This window comes from Pseudomonas sp. BT-42-2 (assembly GCF_025847435.2).
Taxonomy (GTDB): Bacteria; Pseudomonadota; Gammaproteobacteria; order Pseudomonadales; family Pseudomonadaceae; genus Aquipseudomonas; species Aquipseudomonas urmiensis.
This window is the reverse complement of record NZ_JAOYTM010000008.1, coordinates 338552-352200: the sequence shown is the minus strand read 5'-3', so window position 1 is coordinate 352200 and position 13649 is coordinate 338552. Positions and strand designations below refer to the sequence as shown.

At 61.1% G+C, this 13649-nt stretch carries 19 protein-coding genes; 10 read left to right on the top strand and 9 right to left on the bottom strand.

Annotation, left to right across the window (positions count from 1 at the left end; genetic code table 11):
- Positions 1 to 9 precede the first annotated feature (9 nt).
- The 8 genes from hisG to OIU19_RS10005 form a co-directional block, all read right to left on the bottom strand.
- A complete protein-coding gene (gene hisG, locus OIU19_RS10040) occupies positions 10 to 645 on the bottom strand; it encodes an ATP phosphoribosyltransferase (protein WP_264234866.1) in 636 nt (211 codons plus the stop codon).
- A 92-nt stretch (positions 646 to 737) separates the two neighbouring features.
- On the bottom strand, positions 738 to 2003 hold the full coding sequence (gene murA, locus OIU19_RS10035) for a UDP-N-acetylglucosamine 1-carboxyvinyltransferase (protein WP_264234865.1): 1266 nt from the start codon (positions 2001 to 2003) through the stop codon (positions 738 to 740).
- A gap of 23 nt (positions 2004 to 2026) precedes the next feature.
- Positions 2027 to 2266, bottom strand: a complete 240-nt coding sequence (locus OIU19_RS10030; RefSeq protein ID WP_029613593.1) for a BolA family protein — start codon at positions 2264 to 2266, stop codon at positions 2027 to 2029.
- A gap of 117 nt (positions 2267 to 2383) precedes the next feature.
- Complete coding sequence (locus OIU19_RS10025; protein WP_186554011.1) at positions 2384 to 2686, bottom strand: lipid asymmetry maintenance protein MlaB; 303 nt, start codon at positions 2684 to 2686, stop codon at positions 2384 to 2386.
- Positions 2683 to 3336 (bottom strand): phospholipid-binding protein MlaC, encoded by a 654-nt coding sequence (locus OIU19_RS10020; protein ID WP_264234864.1) that lies wholly within the window; start codon positions 3334 to 3336, stop codon positions 2683 to 2685. The genes OIU19_RS10025 and OIU19_RS10020 overlap by 4 nt, the downstream gene beginning before the upstream one ends.
- 9 nt (positions 3337 to 3345) lie before the next feature.
- The gene (gene mlaD / locus OIU19_RS10015; protein WP_186554013.1) at positions 3346 to 3840 is read right to left on the bottom strand and encodes an outer membrane lipid asymmetry maintenance protein MlaD; all 495 of its coding nucleotides are present in this window, start codon (positions 3838 to 3840) and stop codon (positions 3346 to 3348) included.
- Positions 3840 to 4637, bottom strand: a complete 798-nt coding sequence (gene mlaE / locus OIU19_RS10010) for a lipid asymmetry maintenance ABC transporter permease subunit MlaE (RefSeq protein WP_186554014.1) — start codon at positions 4635 to 4637, stop codon at positions 3840 to 3842. Before mlaE ends, mlaD begins: the two co-directional genes overlap by 1 nt.
- The gene (locus OIU19_RS10005) at positions 4637 to 5446 is read right to left on the bottom strand and encodes an ATP-binding cassette domain-containing protein (protein WP_186554015.1); all 810 of its coding nucleotides are present in this window, start codon (positions 5444 to 5446) and stop codon (positions 4637 to 4639) included. The genes mlaE and OIU19_RS10005 overlap by 1 nt, the downstream gene beginning before the upstream one ends.
- Before the next feature lie 245 nt (positions 5447 to 5691).
- Here OIU19_RS10005 and OIU19_RS10000 point away from each other — a divergent pair, with 245 nt between their 5' ends.
- The 10 genes from OIU19_RS10000 (at position 5692) to OIU19_RS09955 (ending at position 12702) form a co-directional block, all read left to right on the top strand.
- On the top strand, positions 5692 to 6666 hold the full coding sequence (locus OIU19_RS10000; RefSeq protein WP_264234863.1) for an SIS domain-containing protein: 975 nt from the start codon (positions 5692 to 5694) through the stop codon (positions 6664 to 6666).
- Positions 6667 to 7191: an HAD family hydrolase gene (locus OIU19_RS09995; protein ID WP_264234862.1), complete on the top strand. Its 525-nt coding sequence runs from the start codon at positions 6667 to 6669 to the stop codon at positions 7189 to 7191.
- Positions 7192 to 7199: 8 nt separating this feature from the next.
- Positions 7200 to 7772 carry an LPS export ABC transporter periplasmic protein LptC gene (lptC, locus tag OIU19_RS09990; RefSeq protein ID WP_186554018.1) on the top strand — a complete coding sequence of 191 codons (573 nt, stop codon included), beginning with the start codon at positions 7200 to 7202 and terminating at the stop codon, positions 7770 to 7772.
- Positions 7759 to 8283 (top strand): lipopolysaccharide transport periplasmic protein LptA, encoded by a 525-nt coding sequence (gene lptA / locus OIU19_RS09985; RefSeq protein ID WP_186554019.1) that lies wholly within the window; start codon positions 7759 to 7761, stop codon positions 8281 to 8283. Before lptC ends, lptA begins: the two co-directional genes overlap by 14 nt.
- Positions 8284 to 9009: an LPS export ABC transporter ATP-binding protein gene (lptB, locus tag OIU19_RS09980; protein WP_186554020.1), complete on the top strand. Its 726-nt coding sequence runs from the start codon at positions 8284 to 8286 to the stop codon at positions 9007 to 9009.
- Between the two features lie 185 nt (positions 9010 to 9194).
- On the top strand, positions 9195 to 10688 hold the full coding sequence (locus OIU19_RS09975; RefSeq protein WP_264234861.1) for an RNA polymerase factor sigma-54: 1494 nt from the start codon (positions 9195 to 9197) through the stop codon (positions 10686 to 10688).
- Between the two features lie 78 nt (positions 10689 to 10766).
- Positions 10767 to 11075 (top strand): ribosome hibernation-promoting factor, HPF/YfiA family, encoded by a 309-nt coding sequence (gene hpf, locus OIU19_RS09970; protein WP_264234860.1) that lies wholly within the window; start codon positions 10767 to 10769, stop codon positions 11073 to 11075.
- Positions 11076 to 11087: 12 nt separating this feature from the next.
- Positions 11088 to 11552, top strand: a complete 465-nt coding sequence (gene ptsN / locus OIU19_RS09965) for a PTS IIA-like nitrogen regulatory protein PtsN (protein WP_264234859.1) — start codon at positions 11088 to 11090, stop codon at positions 11550 to 11552.
- 2 nt (positions 11553 to 11554) lie between these two features.
- On the top strand, positions 11555 to 12409 hold the full coding sequence (gene rapZ / locus OIU19_RS09960) for an RNase adapter RapZ (protein WP_186554023.1): 855 nt from the start codon (positions 11555 to 11557) through the stop codon (positions 12407 to 12409).
- A gap of 20 nt (positions 12410 to 12429) precedes the next feature.
- The gene (locus tag OIU19_RS09955) at positions 12430 to 12702 is read left to right on the top strand and encodes an HPr family phosphocarrier protein (RefSeq protein ID WP_186554024.1); all 273 of its coding nucleotides are present in this window, start codon (positions 12430 to 12432) and stop codon (positions 12700 to 12702) included.
- Positions 12703 to 12746: 44 nt separating this feature from the next.
- Here OIU19_RS09955 and OIU19_RS09950 read toward each other — a convergent pair whose 3' ends face one another.
- Positions 12747 to 13640, bottom strand: a complete 894-nt coding sequence (locus OIU19_RS09950; protein ID WP_186554025.1) for a ZIP family metal transporter — start codon at positions 13638 to 13640, stop codon at positions 12747 to 12749.
- Positions 13641 to 13649: the final 9 nt, after the last annotated feature.

Below are 13649 nucleotides of genomic sequence, written 5' to 3'. Positions count from 1 at the left end.
GCGCAGGAATCAGCCGCGGTGTCGCGATTCGACCGCTTTGCGCAGCGTGTCGATCAGTGCCTGGATGCGTGCGTGCTGCATCTTCATGGAGGCTTTGTTGACGACCAGGCGCGAGCTTACCGTGGCGATCAGGTCCTGGGGCTCCAGGCCGTTGGCACGCAGGGTATTACCGGTGTCGACCACGTCGATGATCTTGTCGGCGAGGTTGATCAGCGGGGCCAGCTCCATCGAACCGTACAGCTTGATGATATCGACCTGCCGGCCCTGCTCGGCGTAGTAGCGCTTGGCTACGTTGACGAACTTGGTGGCCACACGCAGACGGCCCTTGGGCTCGGGCGCACCGACCACGCCAGCGGTCATCAGCTTGCAGCGGGCGATTTGCAGGTCCAGCGGCTCGTACAGACCCTGGCCACCGTACTCCATGAGCACGTCCTTACCGGCCACCCCGAGGTCGGCGGCACCATGCTCGACATAGGTCGGCACGTCGGTGGCGCGCACGATCAGCAGGCGCACGTCGTCCTGGGTCGTGGGGATGATCAGCTTGCGGCTCTTGTCCGGATTCTCGGTCGGCACGATACCGGCCTCAGCCAGCAATGGCAGGGTATCGTCGAGGATTCGGCCTTTGGATAGCGCGATGGTCAACATGGAAAACGTCGGTCCTTAAGCGGCTATAGCCAGCCAGGTCGGTGACCTGGCTGCTTGAAATTCGGTAGGCGCATCCCTGCGCCTGTCACAGATTAACCCGGAACGCGGCGGATCTTGGCGCCGAGCATCTGCAGTTTTTCCTCGATGCACTCATAACCACGGTCGATGTGGTAGATGCGATCGATCAGGGTATCGCCTTCGGCGACCAGGGCCGACAGTACCAGGCTGGCAGAAGCGCGCAGGTCGGTAGCCATCACCGGTGCACCCTTGAGCGCTGGCACGCCAGTGACGATGGCGGTGTTGCCCTCGACCTGGATGTGGGCGCCCATGCGGTGCATTTCATAGACGTGCATGAAGCGGTTTTCGAAGATCGTCTCGATCACTGCGCCCGTGCCTTCGGCAATGGCGTTGAGCGAGATGAACTGCGCCTGCATGTCGGTTGGGAACGCAGGGTACGGCGCGGTGCGCAGGTTGACGGCTTTCGGCCGCTTGCCGTGCATGTTCAGCTCGATCCAGTCTTCACCGGTGGTGATGTCGGCGCCAGCTTCCTTGAGTTTCTCAAGGACCGCTTCGAGGATGGTCGGATCGGTGTCCTTGACCTTGACCCGGCCGCCAGTGACCGCAGCGGCTACCAGGTAGGTGCCGGTTTCAATACGGTCAGGCATGACCCGGTAGGTGGCCGGGTGCAGGCGCTCGACGCCATCGATGGTGATGGTGTCGGTGCCAGCGCCCTGGACGTTGGCGCCCATGGCGATCAGGAAGTTGGCCAGGTCGACCACTTCCGGCTCGCGCGCGGCGTTCTGCAGCACGCTGCGCCCCTTGGCCAGGGCGGCGGCCATCATGATGTTCTCGGTACCGGTGACGCTGACAGTATCGAAGAAGAAGTGCGCGCCACGCAGGCCGCCTTCAGGCGCCTTGGCCTTGATATAGCCGCCTTCGACTTCGATCTTCGCGCCCATGGCTTCCAGGCCGCGGATGTGCAGGTCGACCGGACGCGAGCCAATCGCGCAACCGCCAGGCAGGGCCACTTCGGCCTCGCCGAAACGGGCGACCATCGGGCCCAGCACCAGGATCGAGGCGCGCATGGTCTTCACCAGTTCATACGGTGCGACCAGGGTCTTGATGGTGCGTGGATCGATTTCCACCGCCAGCTTCTCGTCGATCACCGGCTCAATGCCCATGCGACCGAACAGCTCGATCATGGTGGTGATGTCGTGCAGGTGCGGCAGGTTGGCGACGGTGACCGGGCCATCGGCCAGCAGAGTCGCTGCAAGAATCGGCAGGGCGGCGTTCTTCGCCCCGGAAATACGGATCTCGCCATCAAGACGAGCGCCGCCAGTAATAATCAGTTTGTCCATAGGAATCTCGCCGCCAAGTAGGCTCAGGTGCGCTCAGCCCAGGCTGCGCTGCTGAAAAATTTCATGGTTACCGCGTGGATACTGCCATCGGCAATCCACGGATTCAGGTGAGCATAGATCGCCTGCTGACGCTTTACCGGGCTCTGGCCGGCCAGCTCGTCGCTGATCACGTTCAACTGGAAGTTGCAGCCTTCACCCTCAACTTCGACTCGGGTTCCCGGCAATTTCTCTTCAAGAAAACTCTTAACTTCTACGGCCTGCATGCTCAACCTCAATCGGCGCCCTGTGCGCGCGGGTCGGCCATCATACAAAAAAGCCCCTCGCCTGCGAAGCCCATGAACGGACACGCTGACCGAGGGGCCTTTCACCTTGTCGGGCAATCAGCCCGCCAATACTTCATCCAGGTCATAGACCTCGGCGATTTCGCGCATGTCATCGGGCATGCCGCGCAGCTCCCAGGACTTGCCAGCCGCCTGGGCGTCACGCATGAACGCCAGTAGCAGGGACAAGCCAACGCTGCTGGACTTGACCACTTGCGAGCAGTCCAGGACCAGGCGTTGCTCGCCACTGGCGACGATCAGCGCCTTGCCTTCCTTGCGCAGGGCCGGGCCGCTGCGATAGTCCAGCACCCCGGCCAGGCGCAGAACGCCTGGTTCGGTCATGCTCACGCCGGCTTCACTCATTTGACCGTCTTCTCCGGCGAGCTGTCGGCAGTTTCCTTGGCCTTGGCGACTTCGCCGGCCCAGCCGTCGATGGTCTTGTCCAGATTGTTGCCGTTGCGCGACATGGCATCGGCGAACTGGTCACGGAACAGCTTGCCAATGTTGATGCCATTGACGATGACGTTACGCACTTTCCATTCGCCGCCCAGTTTGACCATGGTGTACTGCACGGGATAGACCGCGCCATTGTTGCCAGTGACCTTCATGCCAACGCTGGTGCGGTCACCCTCTTCACTCTTGGCCGGGTCGACGGTGATGCCCTGGTTGTTGTATTCGAGCAAGGCGTTGCCATAGAACTGCATCAGGCTGCGCTTGAAGTTTTCCTGGAAGCGCTGCATCTGCTCAGGCGTGGCCTTGCGCGAGTACTTGACGGTCATGATGCTCTTGGAGATGCCGTCAGCATCGACTACCGGGCCAAGGTTGCTGTTGAGCGCATCGTAGAAGGCCTGGGGGCTGGCCTTGTACTGCTCCTTGTTGGCCTTCAGATCGCTCAGCAGTTGATTGGTGGTGGTCTGGATCACCTCACGGGCAGACTGCCCGGGGGCAGCCAGGGCCAGCAGGGGGAAGGCCGCCAGCAGGACCAACAGGCCGCGTCGCAGGATCGAGATCATGGAAACTCCTTAATTAGCTGGATTAGCTGGGGTGGCTTCTTTCGGTTCTTTGCCAACCGTATTGAGCAGGAACTTGCCAATCAGATCTTCCAGGACCAGCGCCGACTGGGTGTCATGGATAGTGCTGTCGTCTTTGAGCACCTCTTCTTCACCGCCCACGCTGATACCGATGTACTTCTCACCGAGCAAACCTGCGGTCAGGATCGAGGCAGTGGAGTCGACTGGCAGGTTGTCGACATTCTTGTCCAGCTGCAGGGTCACCCGACCGGTATAGGAATCACGGTCCAGATCGATGGCCGTGACCTTGCCGATGGTCACACCGGCCATGGTCACTTTAGCTCTGACCGTCAAACCGGCGATATTGTCGAAGTAGGCATAAACTTTATAGGTATCGCTGCTCGGGCTGGCGGACAGCCCGCTGACACGCAGGGCCAGCAGCAGCAACGCCAGGATCCCGGCCAGGAGGAACAGGCCGACACCGATTTCCAGGGTGCGGTTTTGCATCAGAAATCTCCAAACATCAAGGCGGTCAGAATAAAGTCCAGACCCAGGACTGCCAACGAGGCATAGACCACGGTCTTGGTGGTGGCACGGCTGATCCCTTCTGAGGTGGGCTCGCAGTCATACCCCTGGAATACGGCAATCCAGGTCACGACGAAGGCGAACACCAGGCTTTTCACCAGGCCGTTGAGCACGTCGTCGGTAAAGGAAACGCTGTTTTGCATGTTGGCCCAGAACGAACCCTCGTAGACGCCCAGCCAGTCGACCGCGACCCACGAACCACCCCAGATGCCGACCACGCTGAACAGCAGCGCCAGCAACGGCAGCGAGATGAAGCCAGCCCACAGGCGTGGCGCAACGATGTACTTGAGCGGGTCGACGCCAATCATTTCAAGGCTCGACAGCTGCTCGGTGGACTTCATGTTGCCGATTTCGGCAGTCAGCGCAGAACCAGCACGCCCGGCGAACAGCAAGGCGGTGACCACCGGCCCCAGCTCGCGCAGCAAGGTCAGCGCAACCATCTGCCCTACCGCTTGCTCGGAGCCGTACTTGGTCAGGATGCTGTAGCCCTGCAGCGCCAGCACCATGCCGATGAACACGCCGGATACGACGATGATCGCCAGCGACAGCACGCCCACCGAATACAGCTGCTTGACCAGCAGTTGGAAGCCGCCGCCAATGCCGCCACGACCAATCAGCGAATGAAACAGGAACAGGCAAGAGCGCCCCAGCACCGCCACCACATCGATGGCCGAGCGCCCGAGCAGGCGGATTCGTTCGAGTAAGGATCTTCTGCGCATCAACGCGTCCCCAGCAGATCGGCGCGGTAGTCAGGCGCAGGAAAGTGGAAAGGTACCGGCCCGTCAGGGTCGCCCTTCATGAATTGACGGATGCGCGGATTGTCCGAGCCCATCAGTTCGTCCGGCGTGCCCTGCCCCAGCACCTGGCCATCACCGACCACGTAGATATAGTCGGCAATGCTCGCGGTCTCGGCCAAGTCATGGGAAACGACGATGCTGGTGATGCCCAGGGCATCGTTGAGCAGGCGGATCAGGCGCACCAATACGCCCATGGCGATCGGGTCCTGGCCGACGAACGGCTCGTCGTACATGAGAATCTGCGGATCCAGGGCAATGGCCCGGGCCAGGGCCACCCGGCGCTTCATGCCACCGGACAGTTCATCGGGCATCAGGTCGATGGCGCCGCGCAAGCCCACGGCCTGCAGCTTCATCAGGACGATATCGCGGATCATCTCTTCCGACAGCTGGGTATGCACCCGCAGCGGGAAGGCGACGTTCTCGAACACATCGAGGTCAGTGAACAGCGCACCGCTCTGGAACAGCACGCCCATCTGCTTGCGCGCATCGAACAGATCGCCGCGCGACAGGCTCGGCAGGTTCTGCCCGGCCACCCAGACTTCGCCACTCGAAGGCCGCAGCTGCGCGCCCATCAGGCGCAACAGGGTGGTCTTGCCGCACCCCGATGGCCCCATGATGCCAGTGACCTTGCCGCGCGGGATGCGGATGTCGACATTGCTGAAAATGCTGCGCGAACCGCGCTTGAAGGTAAGGCCCTTCAACTCGACCGCGTAGGCGCTATCCACACTCATCTAGACTCCTTGCAAAACAGCCTCGTCTTAATGGACGCCTGCCTTCATCGTGAAGGCACACGCGCCCCCCGCGGGCCGAATAGCGGCGAACTATAGCACCGCAGACAGGCCCGCCCCAAGGCCATCCACGCAGTGGTTCAGGCCAGCGACAGGCTTGTGCAACATCCGTATGACAATCGAAGGATGAGCCTTTCGCACATTACCGCTATAATCGCCGCCTTTTCATCAGGCATTGCTTCCCGAACATGAGCCAATCCAGCGAGCTGATCCAATCCGCCCAGCGCACCTTGCGCCTGGAACTCGAGGCCGTCGAGGGCCTGCTGGCCCGCATCGACGCCAATTTCGTCAAGGCCTGCGAGCTGATCCTGGCCAGCAAAGGCCGGGTCGTGGTGGTCGGCATGGGCAAGTCCGGGCATATCGGCAACAAAATTGCTGCCACCCTTGCCAGTACCGGCACGCCGTCGTTCTTCGTCCACCCGGCCGAAGCCAGCCATGGCGACATGGGCATGATCACCCGCGACGATGTCATCTTGGCCCTGTCCAATTCCGGCAGCACTGCTGAAATCGTCACCCTGCTGCCGTTGATCAAGCGCCTGGGCATCCAGCTGATCAGCCTCACCGGCAATCCTGACTCGCCGCTGGCCCAGGCCGCCGAGGTCAACCTCGACGCCCGAGTCGAGCAGGAAGCCTGCCCGTTGAACCTGGCGCCAACCTCATCGACCACCGCTGCCCTGGTGCTGGGCGATGCGCTGGCGATCGCCCTGCTTGAGGCGCGTGGCTTCTCCGCCGAGGACTTCGCCTTCTCGCACCCTGGTGGCGCGCTTGGCCGGCGCCTGCTGCTGAAGGTCGAGAACGTCATGCACTCGGGCGACGAACTGCCCCAGGTGCAACGCGGCACCCTGCTCAAGGAAGCGCTCCTCGAAATGTCCCGCAAAGGTTTGGGCATGACCGTGGTCGTCGAAAGTGACGGCACACTGGCCGGGGTCTTCACTGACGGTGACCTGCGCCGCAGCCTGGACCGCAACATTGACGTGCACACCACGCTGATCGACGACGTCATGACCGTGCACGGCAAGACCGCCCGTGCCGAGATGCTCGCCGCCGAGGCCTTGAAAATCATGGAAGACCACAAGATCGGCGCGCTGGTCGTGGTCGATCAGGATGACCGCCCAACCGGTGCCCTGAACATGCACGACCTGCTGCGCGCTGGAGTAATGTGAATGAGCCAAGATCTACTGCAACGCGGCAAAACCATCAAGCTGGCGGTGTTTGACGTCGATGGCGTATTGACCGACGGGCGCCTGTACTTCCTCGAAGACGGCAGCGAATTCAAGACTTTCAACACCCTCGACGGCCAGGGCATCAAGATGCTCATGAACTCGGGCGTGACCACCGCGATCATCAGTGGCCGCAAGACCCCAGTGGTCGAGCGCCGCGCCAAGAACCTGGGTATCCCCCACCTGTATCAGGGCCGAGAAGATAAACTGGTGGTTCTCGACGGCCTTCTGGCGGAACTGGGCCTAAGCTATGAACAGGTCGCGTATTTGGGCGATGACCTGCCTGACCTGCCGGTGATCCGTCGGGTAGCCTTGGGCATGGCCGTGGCCAACGCCGCACCGTTCGTTCGCCAGCACGCCCATGGCGTGACCCAGGCGCGCGGTGGCGAAGGCGCCGCCCGCGAGTTCTGTGAACTGATCATGCAGGCCCAGGGCACCCTGGACGCTGCCAACGCCAATTACCTGTAAGGCCGCACATGTTCAGCAAGAAAGCCAAAAACATCGCACTGTTCAGCGTGATCGCCGCGCTGCTGGTGGCGGTCGGCTACTGGAACATCAGCCCCGAGAGCTTTCTCGACAAGCCGGTGACCCAGGTCGATGAAAACGCCATCGACTATTACGCGATCAACGCCCATAGCGTGCAGTTCCTGCCTGACGGCAAGATGCAGTACGAAATGACTGCCGACAAGGTCGAGCACCTCAAGGCCAGCGAAGTCACCTTGGTGACCACGCCAGACCTGCACATGTACCGTGGCACCGCCTACCCGTGGCACGTGCAGAGCGTGCGCGCCGAGGTCAATCCAGATGGCAGCGAGGTCGAACTGATCGACCAGGTTCGAGTGGCCCGCACTGACGAAAAGCAGCGCGAGACCATCATCACCACCACCCGCATGACGGTGTTCCCGCAGAAGCAATATGCGCAGACCGAGCAAGCCGTTAGAATCGACGGCGCCGGTGGCACAACTACGGGCAAAGGAATGAAAGCGTATTTGAAAGACGGCAGGATGGACCTGCTGTCCAACGTAAGAGGACAGTATGAGGCTCGTTAAAACCCTCCCCTTTTTGCTCAGCCTGAGCGCAGCACTGGGAAGCGCGAGCGCCTTGGCCCTGCCGAACGATCGTGACCAGCCAATTCGTATCCAGGCCGACGACGCTCACCTGGATGACAAGCAAGGCGTAGCTACCTACAAGGGCGATGTGATCATCACCCAAGGCTCGATGATGATCAAAGGCAACACCGTGACCATGACCCGTGCCGCCAATGGCGACATCGACGTGGTGACCTCGGTGGGCAACCTGGCCTACTTCGAACAGCAGCAGAGCGCCGCCAAGCCCGACAAGATGAAAGGCTGGGCTGTGACCATCCAGTACCAGGCGCAGAAAGACACGGTGATCCTCACCGACCGCGCCAAGGTCGAGAACGAAGGCAACACCACCGAAGGCGAGAAGATCGTCTACAACACCAAGTCCCAGGTGGCGACCGCTGGCCGTGGCGGCAACGTGTCCACGCCACGTCAGCGTATCGACATGGTGATCCAGCCGAAGAAGAAGGCCGAGTAAATGGCAACCCTCAAAGCCCAGCACCTGGCCAAGAGCTACAAGGGCCGCCAGGTGGTTCGCGATGTCAGTCTGTCGATCGACAGCGGCCAGATCGTCGGTCTGCTGGGGCCTAACGGCGCCGGCAAGACCACCTGCTTCTACATGATCGTCGGCCTGGTCCAGGCCGACCAGGGCCGCGTGCTGATCGACAGCAACGATGTCAGCCATCAACCCATGCACGGTCGCGCACGCGCCGGCATTGGCTACCTGCCGCAGGAAGCCTCGATCTTCCGCAAGCTGTCGGTGGCCGACAACATCATGGCCATTCTCGAGACCCGTAAGGAACTCGACCGTGATGGCCGGCGCAAGGAGCTGGAAAGCCTGCTGCAGGAATTCCACATCAGCCACATCCGCGACAACCTCGGCATGAGCCTTTCCGGTGGCGAACGTCGCCGGGTCGAGATTGCTCGCGCCTTGGCCACCGCGCCGAAGTTCATCCTGCTCGATGAACCCTTCGCCGGTGTCGACCCGATTTCCGTGGGCGACATCAAGCAGATCATCCACCACCTCAAGGCTAAGGGTATCGGTGTACTGATCACCGACCACAACGTCCGCGAGACCTTGGATATCTGTGAAACCGCGTACATCGTCAACGATGGCCAACTGATCGCCGAAGGCGATGCCGAGACCATCCTGGCCAACGATCTGGTCAAGGAAGTTTACCTGGGTCACGAGTTCCGACTCTGACGCCCAGGCTTGCCTGAGCACTGTCAGACGGCCAGTAAAACGGCCTCTGCCCGGCTTAAGTGCTACAGTGCTCTAGGCAAACGCTACAAATTAAGGCATATAACTTGCTTGAAATTGGCGCCGCGGCGCCCTTCGTGTAGTGGATGGCGCATGCGCGCCGGCGAACAAGGTATTAAGCCCCAGCCATGAAACCATCGCTCGTCCTAAAAATGGGCCAGCAACTGACGATGACCCCTCAGTTGCAACAGGCCATTCGTCTGCTTCAGCTCTCCACCCTGGACCTTCAACAGGAAATCCAGGAGGCGCTGGAATCCAACCCGATGCTCGAACGTCAGGAAGACGGCGAGGACTTCGACAACAGCGACCCGATGGCCGATAACGCCGAGAGCAAGCCGGCTGCCGAAGCTCAGGACAACAGTTTCCAGGAAAGCACCGTCTCCACTGAAAATCTCGAGGACGGCGAATGGAGCGAGCGCATCCCCAACGAATTACCGGTCGACACCGCCTGGGAAGATATCTACCAGACCAGTGCCAGCAGCCTGCCCAGCAACGATGACGACGAGTGGGATTTCACCACCCGTACCTCTGCTGGCGAAAGCTTGCAAAGCCACCTGCTGTGGCAACTGAACCTGGCGCCGATGTCCGACACCGACCGCCTGATCGCGGTCACCCTGATCGACAGCATCAACCAGCAGGGCTACCTGGAAGACACCCTCGAGGAAATTTGCGCAGGGTTCGACCCGGAGCTGGATATCGAGCTCGATGAGGTCGAGGCAGTTCTGCACCGCATCCAACAGTTCGAGCCAGCCGGCGTCGCCGCGCGCACCCTGGGCGAATGTCTGCTGCTGCAACTGCGCCAACTGCCCGGCAACACGCCGTGGATGGCCGAGGCCCAGCGCCTGGTCAGCGACTTCATCGACCTGCTCGGCAGCCGCGACTACAGCCAGCTGATGCGCCGCATGAAGCTCAAGGAAGACGAGCTGCGCCAGGTCATCGAACTGGTACAGACCCTCAACCCACGCCCAGGCTCGCAGATCGAATCCAGCGAACCTGAGTACGTGGTGCCCGACGTGATCGTGCGCAAGGACAGCGAGCGCTGGCTGGTCGAACTGAACCAGGAAGCCATCCCACGCCTGCGGGTCAACCCGCAGTACGCAGGCTTTGTGCGCCGCGCCGACACCAGCGCCGACAACACCTTCATGCGCAATCAGCTGCAGGAAGCGCGCTGGTTCATCAAGAGCCTGCAAAGCCGCAACGAGACCCTGATGAAGGTCGCCACGCAGATCGTCGAGCACCAGCGCGGTTTCCTCGACCATGGCGACGAGGCAATGAAGCCGTTGGTTCTGCATGACATCGCCGAAGCGGTGGGCATGCACGAATCGACGATTTCCCGGGTTACCACGCAGAAATACATGCACACCCCGCGTGGCATCTACGAACTGAAATACTTTTTCTCAAGCCACGTGAGCACCGCCGAAGGCGGCGAATGCTCGTCTACGGCGATCCGCGCGATCATCAAGAAATTGGTTGCGGCGGAAAATCAGAAAAAGCCATTGAGTGACAGCAAGATCGCTGGTTTACTGGAGGCACAAGGCATCCAGGTAGCCCGTCGCACCGTCGCCAAGTACCGCGAGTCGCTCGGCATCGCACCGTCGAGTGAACGCAAGCGACTGATGTAGCCCCGGGATGTGCCACAGCGTTTGTGTGGCAGGTGCAATACCTGCCTCTTTATGCACGGGCAACAAAGGAGAAGCTGTATGCAAGTCAACATCAGTGGACAGCATGTAGAAGTTACCCAACCTCTTCGCGAGTATGTGCTTGAAAAGCTCGCCCGCGTGGAGGGTCACTTCGACAAGATCACCAACGTGACGGTGATCATGAAGGTTGAAAAGCTTCAGCAGAAAATTGAAGCGACCCTGCAGATTCCCGGCGGCGAAGTGGTTGCCAATGCCGAACACCAAGACATGTATGCAGCGATCGATGCTCTGGCTGACAAGCTCGACCGCCAATTGAAAAAACATAAGGAAAAACAGCAAAGCCTGCTGCAAGGTGCAGCCGCCCGCTGATCCCCCTCATCCATGATCCGACTTGAAACCATCCTGACCCCCGGCCGTTCCCTCGTGAACGTGCCGGGCGGCAGTAAAAAGCGCGCCCTGGAAAAGGTCGCCAACGTGATTGCCGAGCAAATCCCCGAGCTGGAGATGCAGGACGTCTTCGAGAAGCTTATCGCCCGCGAAAAGCTTGGCTCCACCGGATTTGGCAATGGCATCGCCATTCCTCACTGCCGCCTCGAAGGCTGCACGGCGCCGGTCAGTGCGCTGCTGCACCTGGATGCTCCTATCGACTACGATGCCATCGATGGTGCGCCAGTGGACTTGCTGTTCGTCCTGCTGGTACCCGAAGCTGCCACCGATGCCCACCTTGAGCTGCTGCGCCAGATTGCCAGCATGCTTGATCGCGAGGACGTTCGTAAGCGCCTGCGTGCTGCTAAGAGCAACGAGGCCCTCTACCAGGTCGTCCTGGACGTACAAAACGGGAGCTGAACATGCGCCTGATCATCGTCAGCGGCCGTTCCGGTTCCGGCAAGAGCACTGCCCTTGCCGTGCTGGAAGACAACGGCTATTACTGCATCGACAACCTCCCCGCCGGGTTGCTGCCGCAGCTGGCGGAAAATGCGCTGATCAATACCGAACTGATGCAACCCAAGGTTGCCGTGTCGATCGACGCGCGTAACCTGCCTAGCCATCTGTCGCGCTTCCCAGAATTGCTCGAAGAGGCGCGCGCGCGGCACATCCAGTGCGACGTACTGTATCTGGATGCCGACGAAGACACGCTGCTCAAGCGCTTCTCCGAGACCCGCAGACGCCACCCGCTGACCAACGCCGATCGCTCCCTGGCTGAAGCGATCCGGGTTGAAAGCGAACTGCTCGGGCCGATCGCCGACCTGGCCGACCTGAAGATCGACACCACCAATCTCAACCTTTACCAACTGCGTGACTCGATCAAGCTGCGCCTGCTCAACCAACCCGAGCCTGGCACGGCTTTTTTGGTTGAATCCTTTGGCTTCAAGCGGGGCATGCCGGTCGATGCCGACCTGGTATTCGATGTGCGCTGCCTGCCTAATCCCTACTGGAAGCCAGAGCTGCGTGAGCATTCCGGTCTTGAACAGCCGGTGATCGATTATCTGGCCGCGCAGCCCGATGTCGAGGAGATGTACCAGGATATCTCCAGCTACTTGCTCAAATGGCTGCCACGCTTCGCCGCCAGCAACCGCGCCTATGTCACTATCGCTATCGGCTGCACGGGTGGTCATCACCGCTCGGTGTACCTGACCGAACGCCTCGGCCAGTCGCTGCAGCAAACCCTGAAAAACGTCCAGGTCCGCCACCGCGACCTCTAGCCCACAGGATCCACCCAACGATGCCCGCCCGCGAAATCACCATCATCAACAAGCTGGGGCTCCATGCCCGGGCGGCGGCAAAGTTCGTCGGCGTGGCCGGGCGCTACCCGTGCCAGGTGAGGGTTGGCCGCGCGCCAGACAAACTGGTCGATGGCAAAAGCATCATGGCCGTGATGATGCTCGCCGCAGGTAAAGGCACCCAGGTGCACCTGCACACCGAGGGTGAGCAAGACCACGATGCCCTGGAAGCGCTGGTGGCGCTGATCAACAACTATTTCGACGAAGGTGAGTAGTCGCTGAAGAACCTCGGGGCCGCAAAGCGGCCCCGAAAACCAAATCACGCCATCGCCGTATCCATCACCATCATCAGGCAGAAGCCAATACACAGCCCCAAACTGGCCAGACGATGATGGCCATTGCTGCGCGATTCCGGAATGATCTCCTGGGTCACCACCAGCAACATCGCCCCCGCCGCGCAGGCCAGCCCCAACGGCAACAGCAGTTCAGCGACATTGACCAGCCAGGCGCAAATCACTGCGGCCAATGGCTCGACCAGCCCAGAAGCGGCGCCGATCAAGAACGCCTTGAACCGCGACATCCCCGCCCCCGCCAAGACCAAGGCGATCACCAACCCTTCAGGCACATCCTGCAAGGCGATGCCCATGGCCAGGCTGTCGGCATCGGCCATACCGCCGCCCGCCGACACACCAATGGCCATGCCTTCGGGAATGTTGTGGGCAATGATGGCGATGACGAACAGCCAGATCCGCGCGGCGATCACCGGTTGATTGTCGCTGCCGACCAAGGCTTCCGGCGACGCGCCGGAGACTTTCAGGTCGACCAGAAACAGGCACAAGGCACCGAACAACAGGCCAAAACTGATCACGCCACCGGCGCCCCAAGGGCTGAAACCGATGGCCTGGGCCGCATCCAGGCCGGGGATGATCAGCGAGAATGCAGTGGCCGCCAGCATCACCCCGGCGCCAAAACCAAGCAATGTGTCAGCCAGGGCAACCGGCATGTTGCGGATGACCAACACCGGTACTGCGCCCAGCGCCGTGCCCAATGCACACAATGCGCCGCCCTCCAGGGCCCGCAGCATGCGCGGCTCCAGGTCCAGCCAGTCGATGCCACGCGCAACCAGCAGCGCGGTGCCGACCAGCAACAGCAAAGTCCCTAGCGCCAGTCGAAACAGACGCACACTGCTGACAGACATCACCTCCGAGCGCATACCGGGTCA

What these genes read in the sequence shown, in the direction of transcription:
- hisG (WP_264234866.1), bottom strand. Translation starts at nt 645, where the DNA reads ATGTTGACCATCGCGCTATCCAAAGGCCGAATCCTCGACGATACCCTG.
- murA (WP_264234865.1), bottom strand. Translation starts at nt 2,003, where the DNA reads ATGGACAAACTGATTATTACTGGCGGCGCTCGTCTTGATGGCGAGATC.
- OIU19_RS10030 (WP_029613593.1), bottom strand. Translation starts at nt 2,266, where the DNA reads ATGCAGGCCGTAGAAGTTAAGAGTTTTCTTGAAGAGAAATTGCCGGGA.
- OIU19_RS10025 (WP_186554011.1), bottom strand. Translation starts at nt 2,686, where the DNA reads ATGAGTGAAGCCGGCGTGAGCATGACCGAACCAGGCGTTCTGCGCCTG.
- OIU19_RS10020 (WP_264234864.1), bottom strand. Translation starts at nt 3,336, where the DNA reads ATGATCTCGATCCTGCGACGCGGCCTGTTGGTCCTGCTGGCGGCCTTC.
- mlaD (WP_186554013.1), bottom strand. Translation starts at nt 3,840, where the DNA reads ATGCAAAACCGCACCCTGGAAATCGGTGTCGGCCTGTTCCTCCTGGCC.
- mlaE (WP_186554014.1), bottom strand. Translation starts at nt 4,637, where the DNA reads ATGCGCAGAAGATCCTTACTCGAACGAATCCGCCTGCTCGGGCGCTCG.
- OIU19_RS10005 (WP_186554015.1), bottom strand. Translation starts at nt 5,446, where the DNA reads ATGAGTGTGGATAGCGCCTACGCGGTCGAGTTGAAGGGCCTTACCTTC.
- OIU19_RS10000 (WP_264234863.1), top strand. Translation starts at nt 5,692, where the DNA reads ATGAGCCAATCCAGCGAGCTGATCCAATCCGCCCAGCGCACCTTGCGC.
- OIU19_RS09995 (WP_264234862.1), top strand. Translation starts at nt 6,667, where the DNA reads ATGAGCCAAGATCTACTGCAACGCGGCAAAACCATCAAGCTGGCGGTG.
- lptC (WP_186554018.1), top strand. Translation starts at nt 7,200, where the DNA reads ATGTTCAGCAAGAAAGCCAAAAACATCGCACTGTTCAGCGTGATCGCC.
- lptA (WP_186554019.1), top strand. Translation starts at nt 7,759, where the DNA reads ATGAGGCTCGTTAAAACCCTCCCCTTTTTGCTCAGCCTGAGCGCAGCA.
- lptB (WP_186554020.1), top strand. Translation starts at nt 8,284, where the DNA reads ATGGCAACCCTCAAAGCCCAGCACCTGGCCAAGAGCTACAAGGGCCGC.
- OIU19_RS09975 (WP_264234861.1), top strand. Translation starts at nt 9,195, where the DNA reads ATGAAACCATCGCTCGTCCTAAAAATGGGCCAGCAACTGACGATGACC.
- hpf (WP_264234860.1), top strand. Translation starts at nt 10,767, where the DNA reads ATGCAAGTCAACATCAGTGGACAGCATGTAGAAGTTACCCAACCTCTT.
- ptsN (WP_264234859.1), top strand. Translation starts at nt 11,088, where the DNA reads ATGATCCGACTTGAAACCATCCTGACCCCCGGCCGTTCCCTCGTGAAC.
- rapZ (WP_186554023.1), top strand. Translation starts at nt 11,555, where the DNA reads ATGCGCCTGATCATCGTCAGCGGCCGTTCCGGTTCCGGCAAGAGCACT.
- OIU19_RS09955 (WP_186554024.1), top strand. Translation starts at nt 12,430, where the DNA reads ATGCCCGCCCGCGAAATCACCATCATCAACAAGCTGGGGCTCCATGCC.
- OIU19_RS09950 (WP_186554025.1), bottom strand. Translation starts at nt 13,640, where the DNA reads ATGCGCTCGGAGGTGATGTCTGTCAGCAGTGTGCGTCTGTTTCGACTG.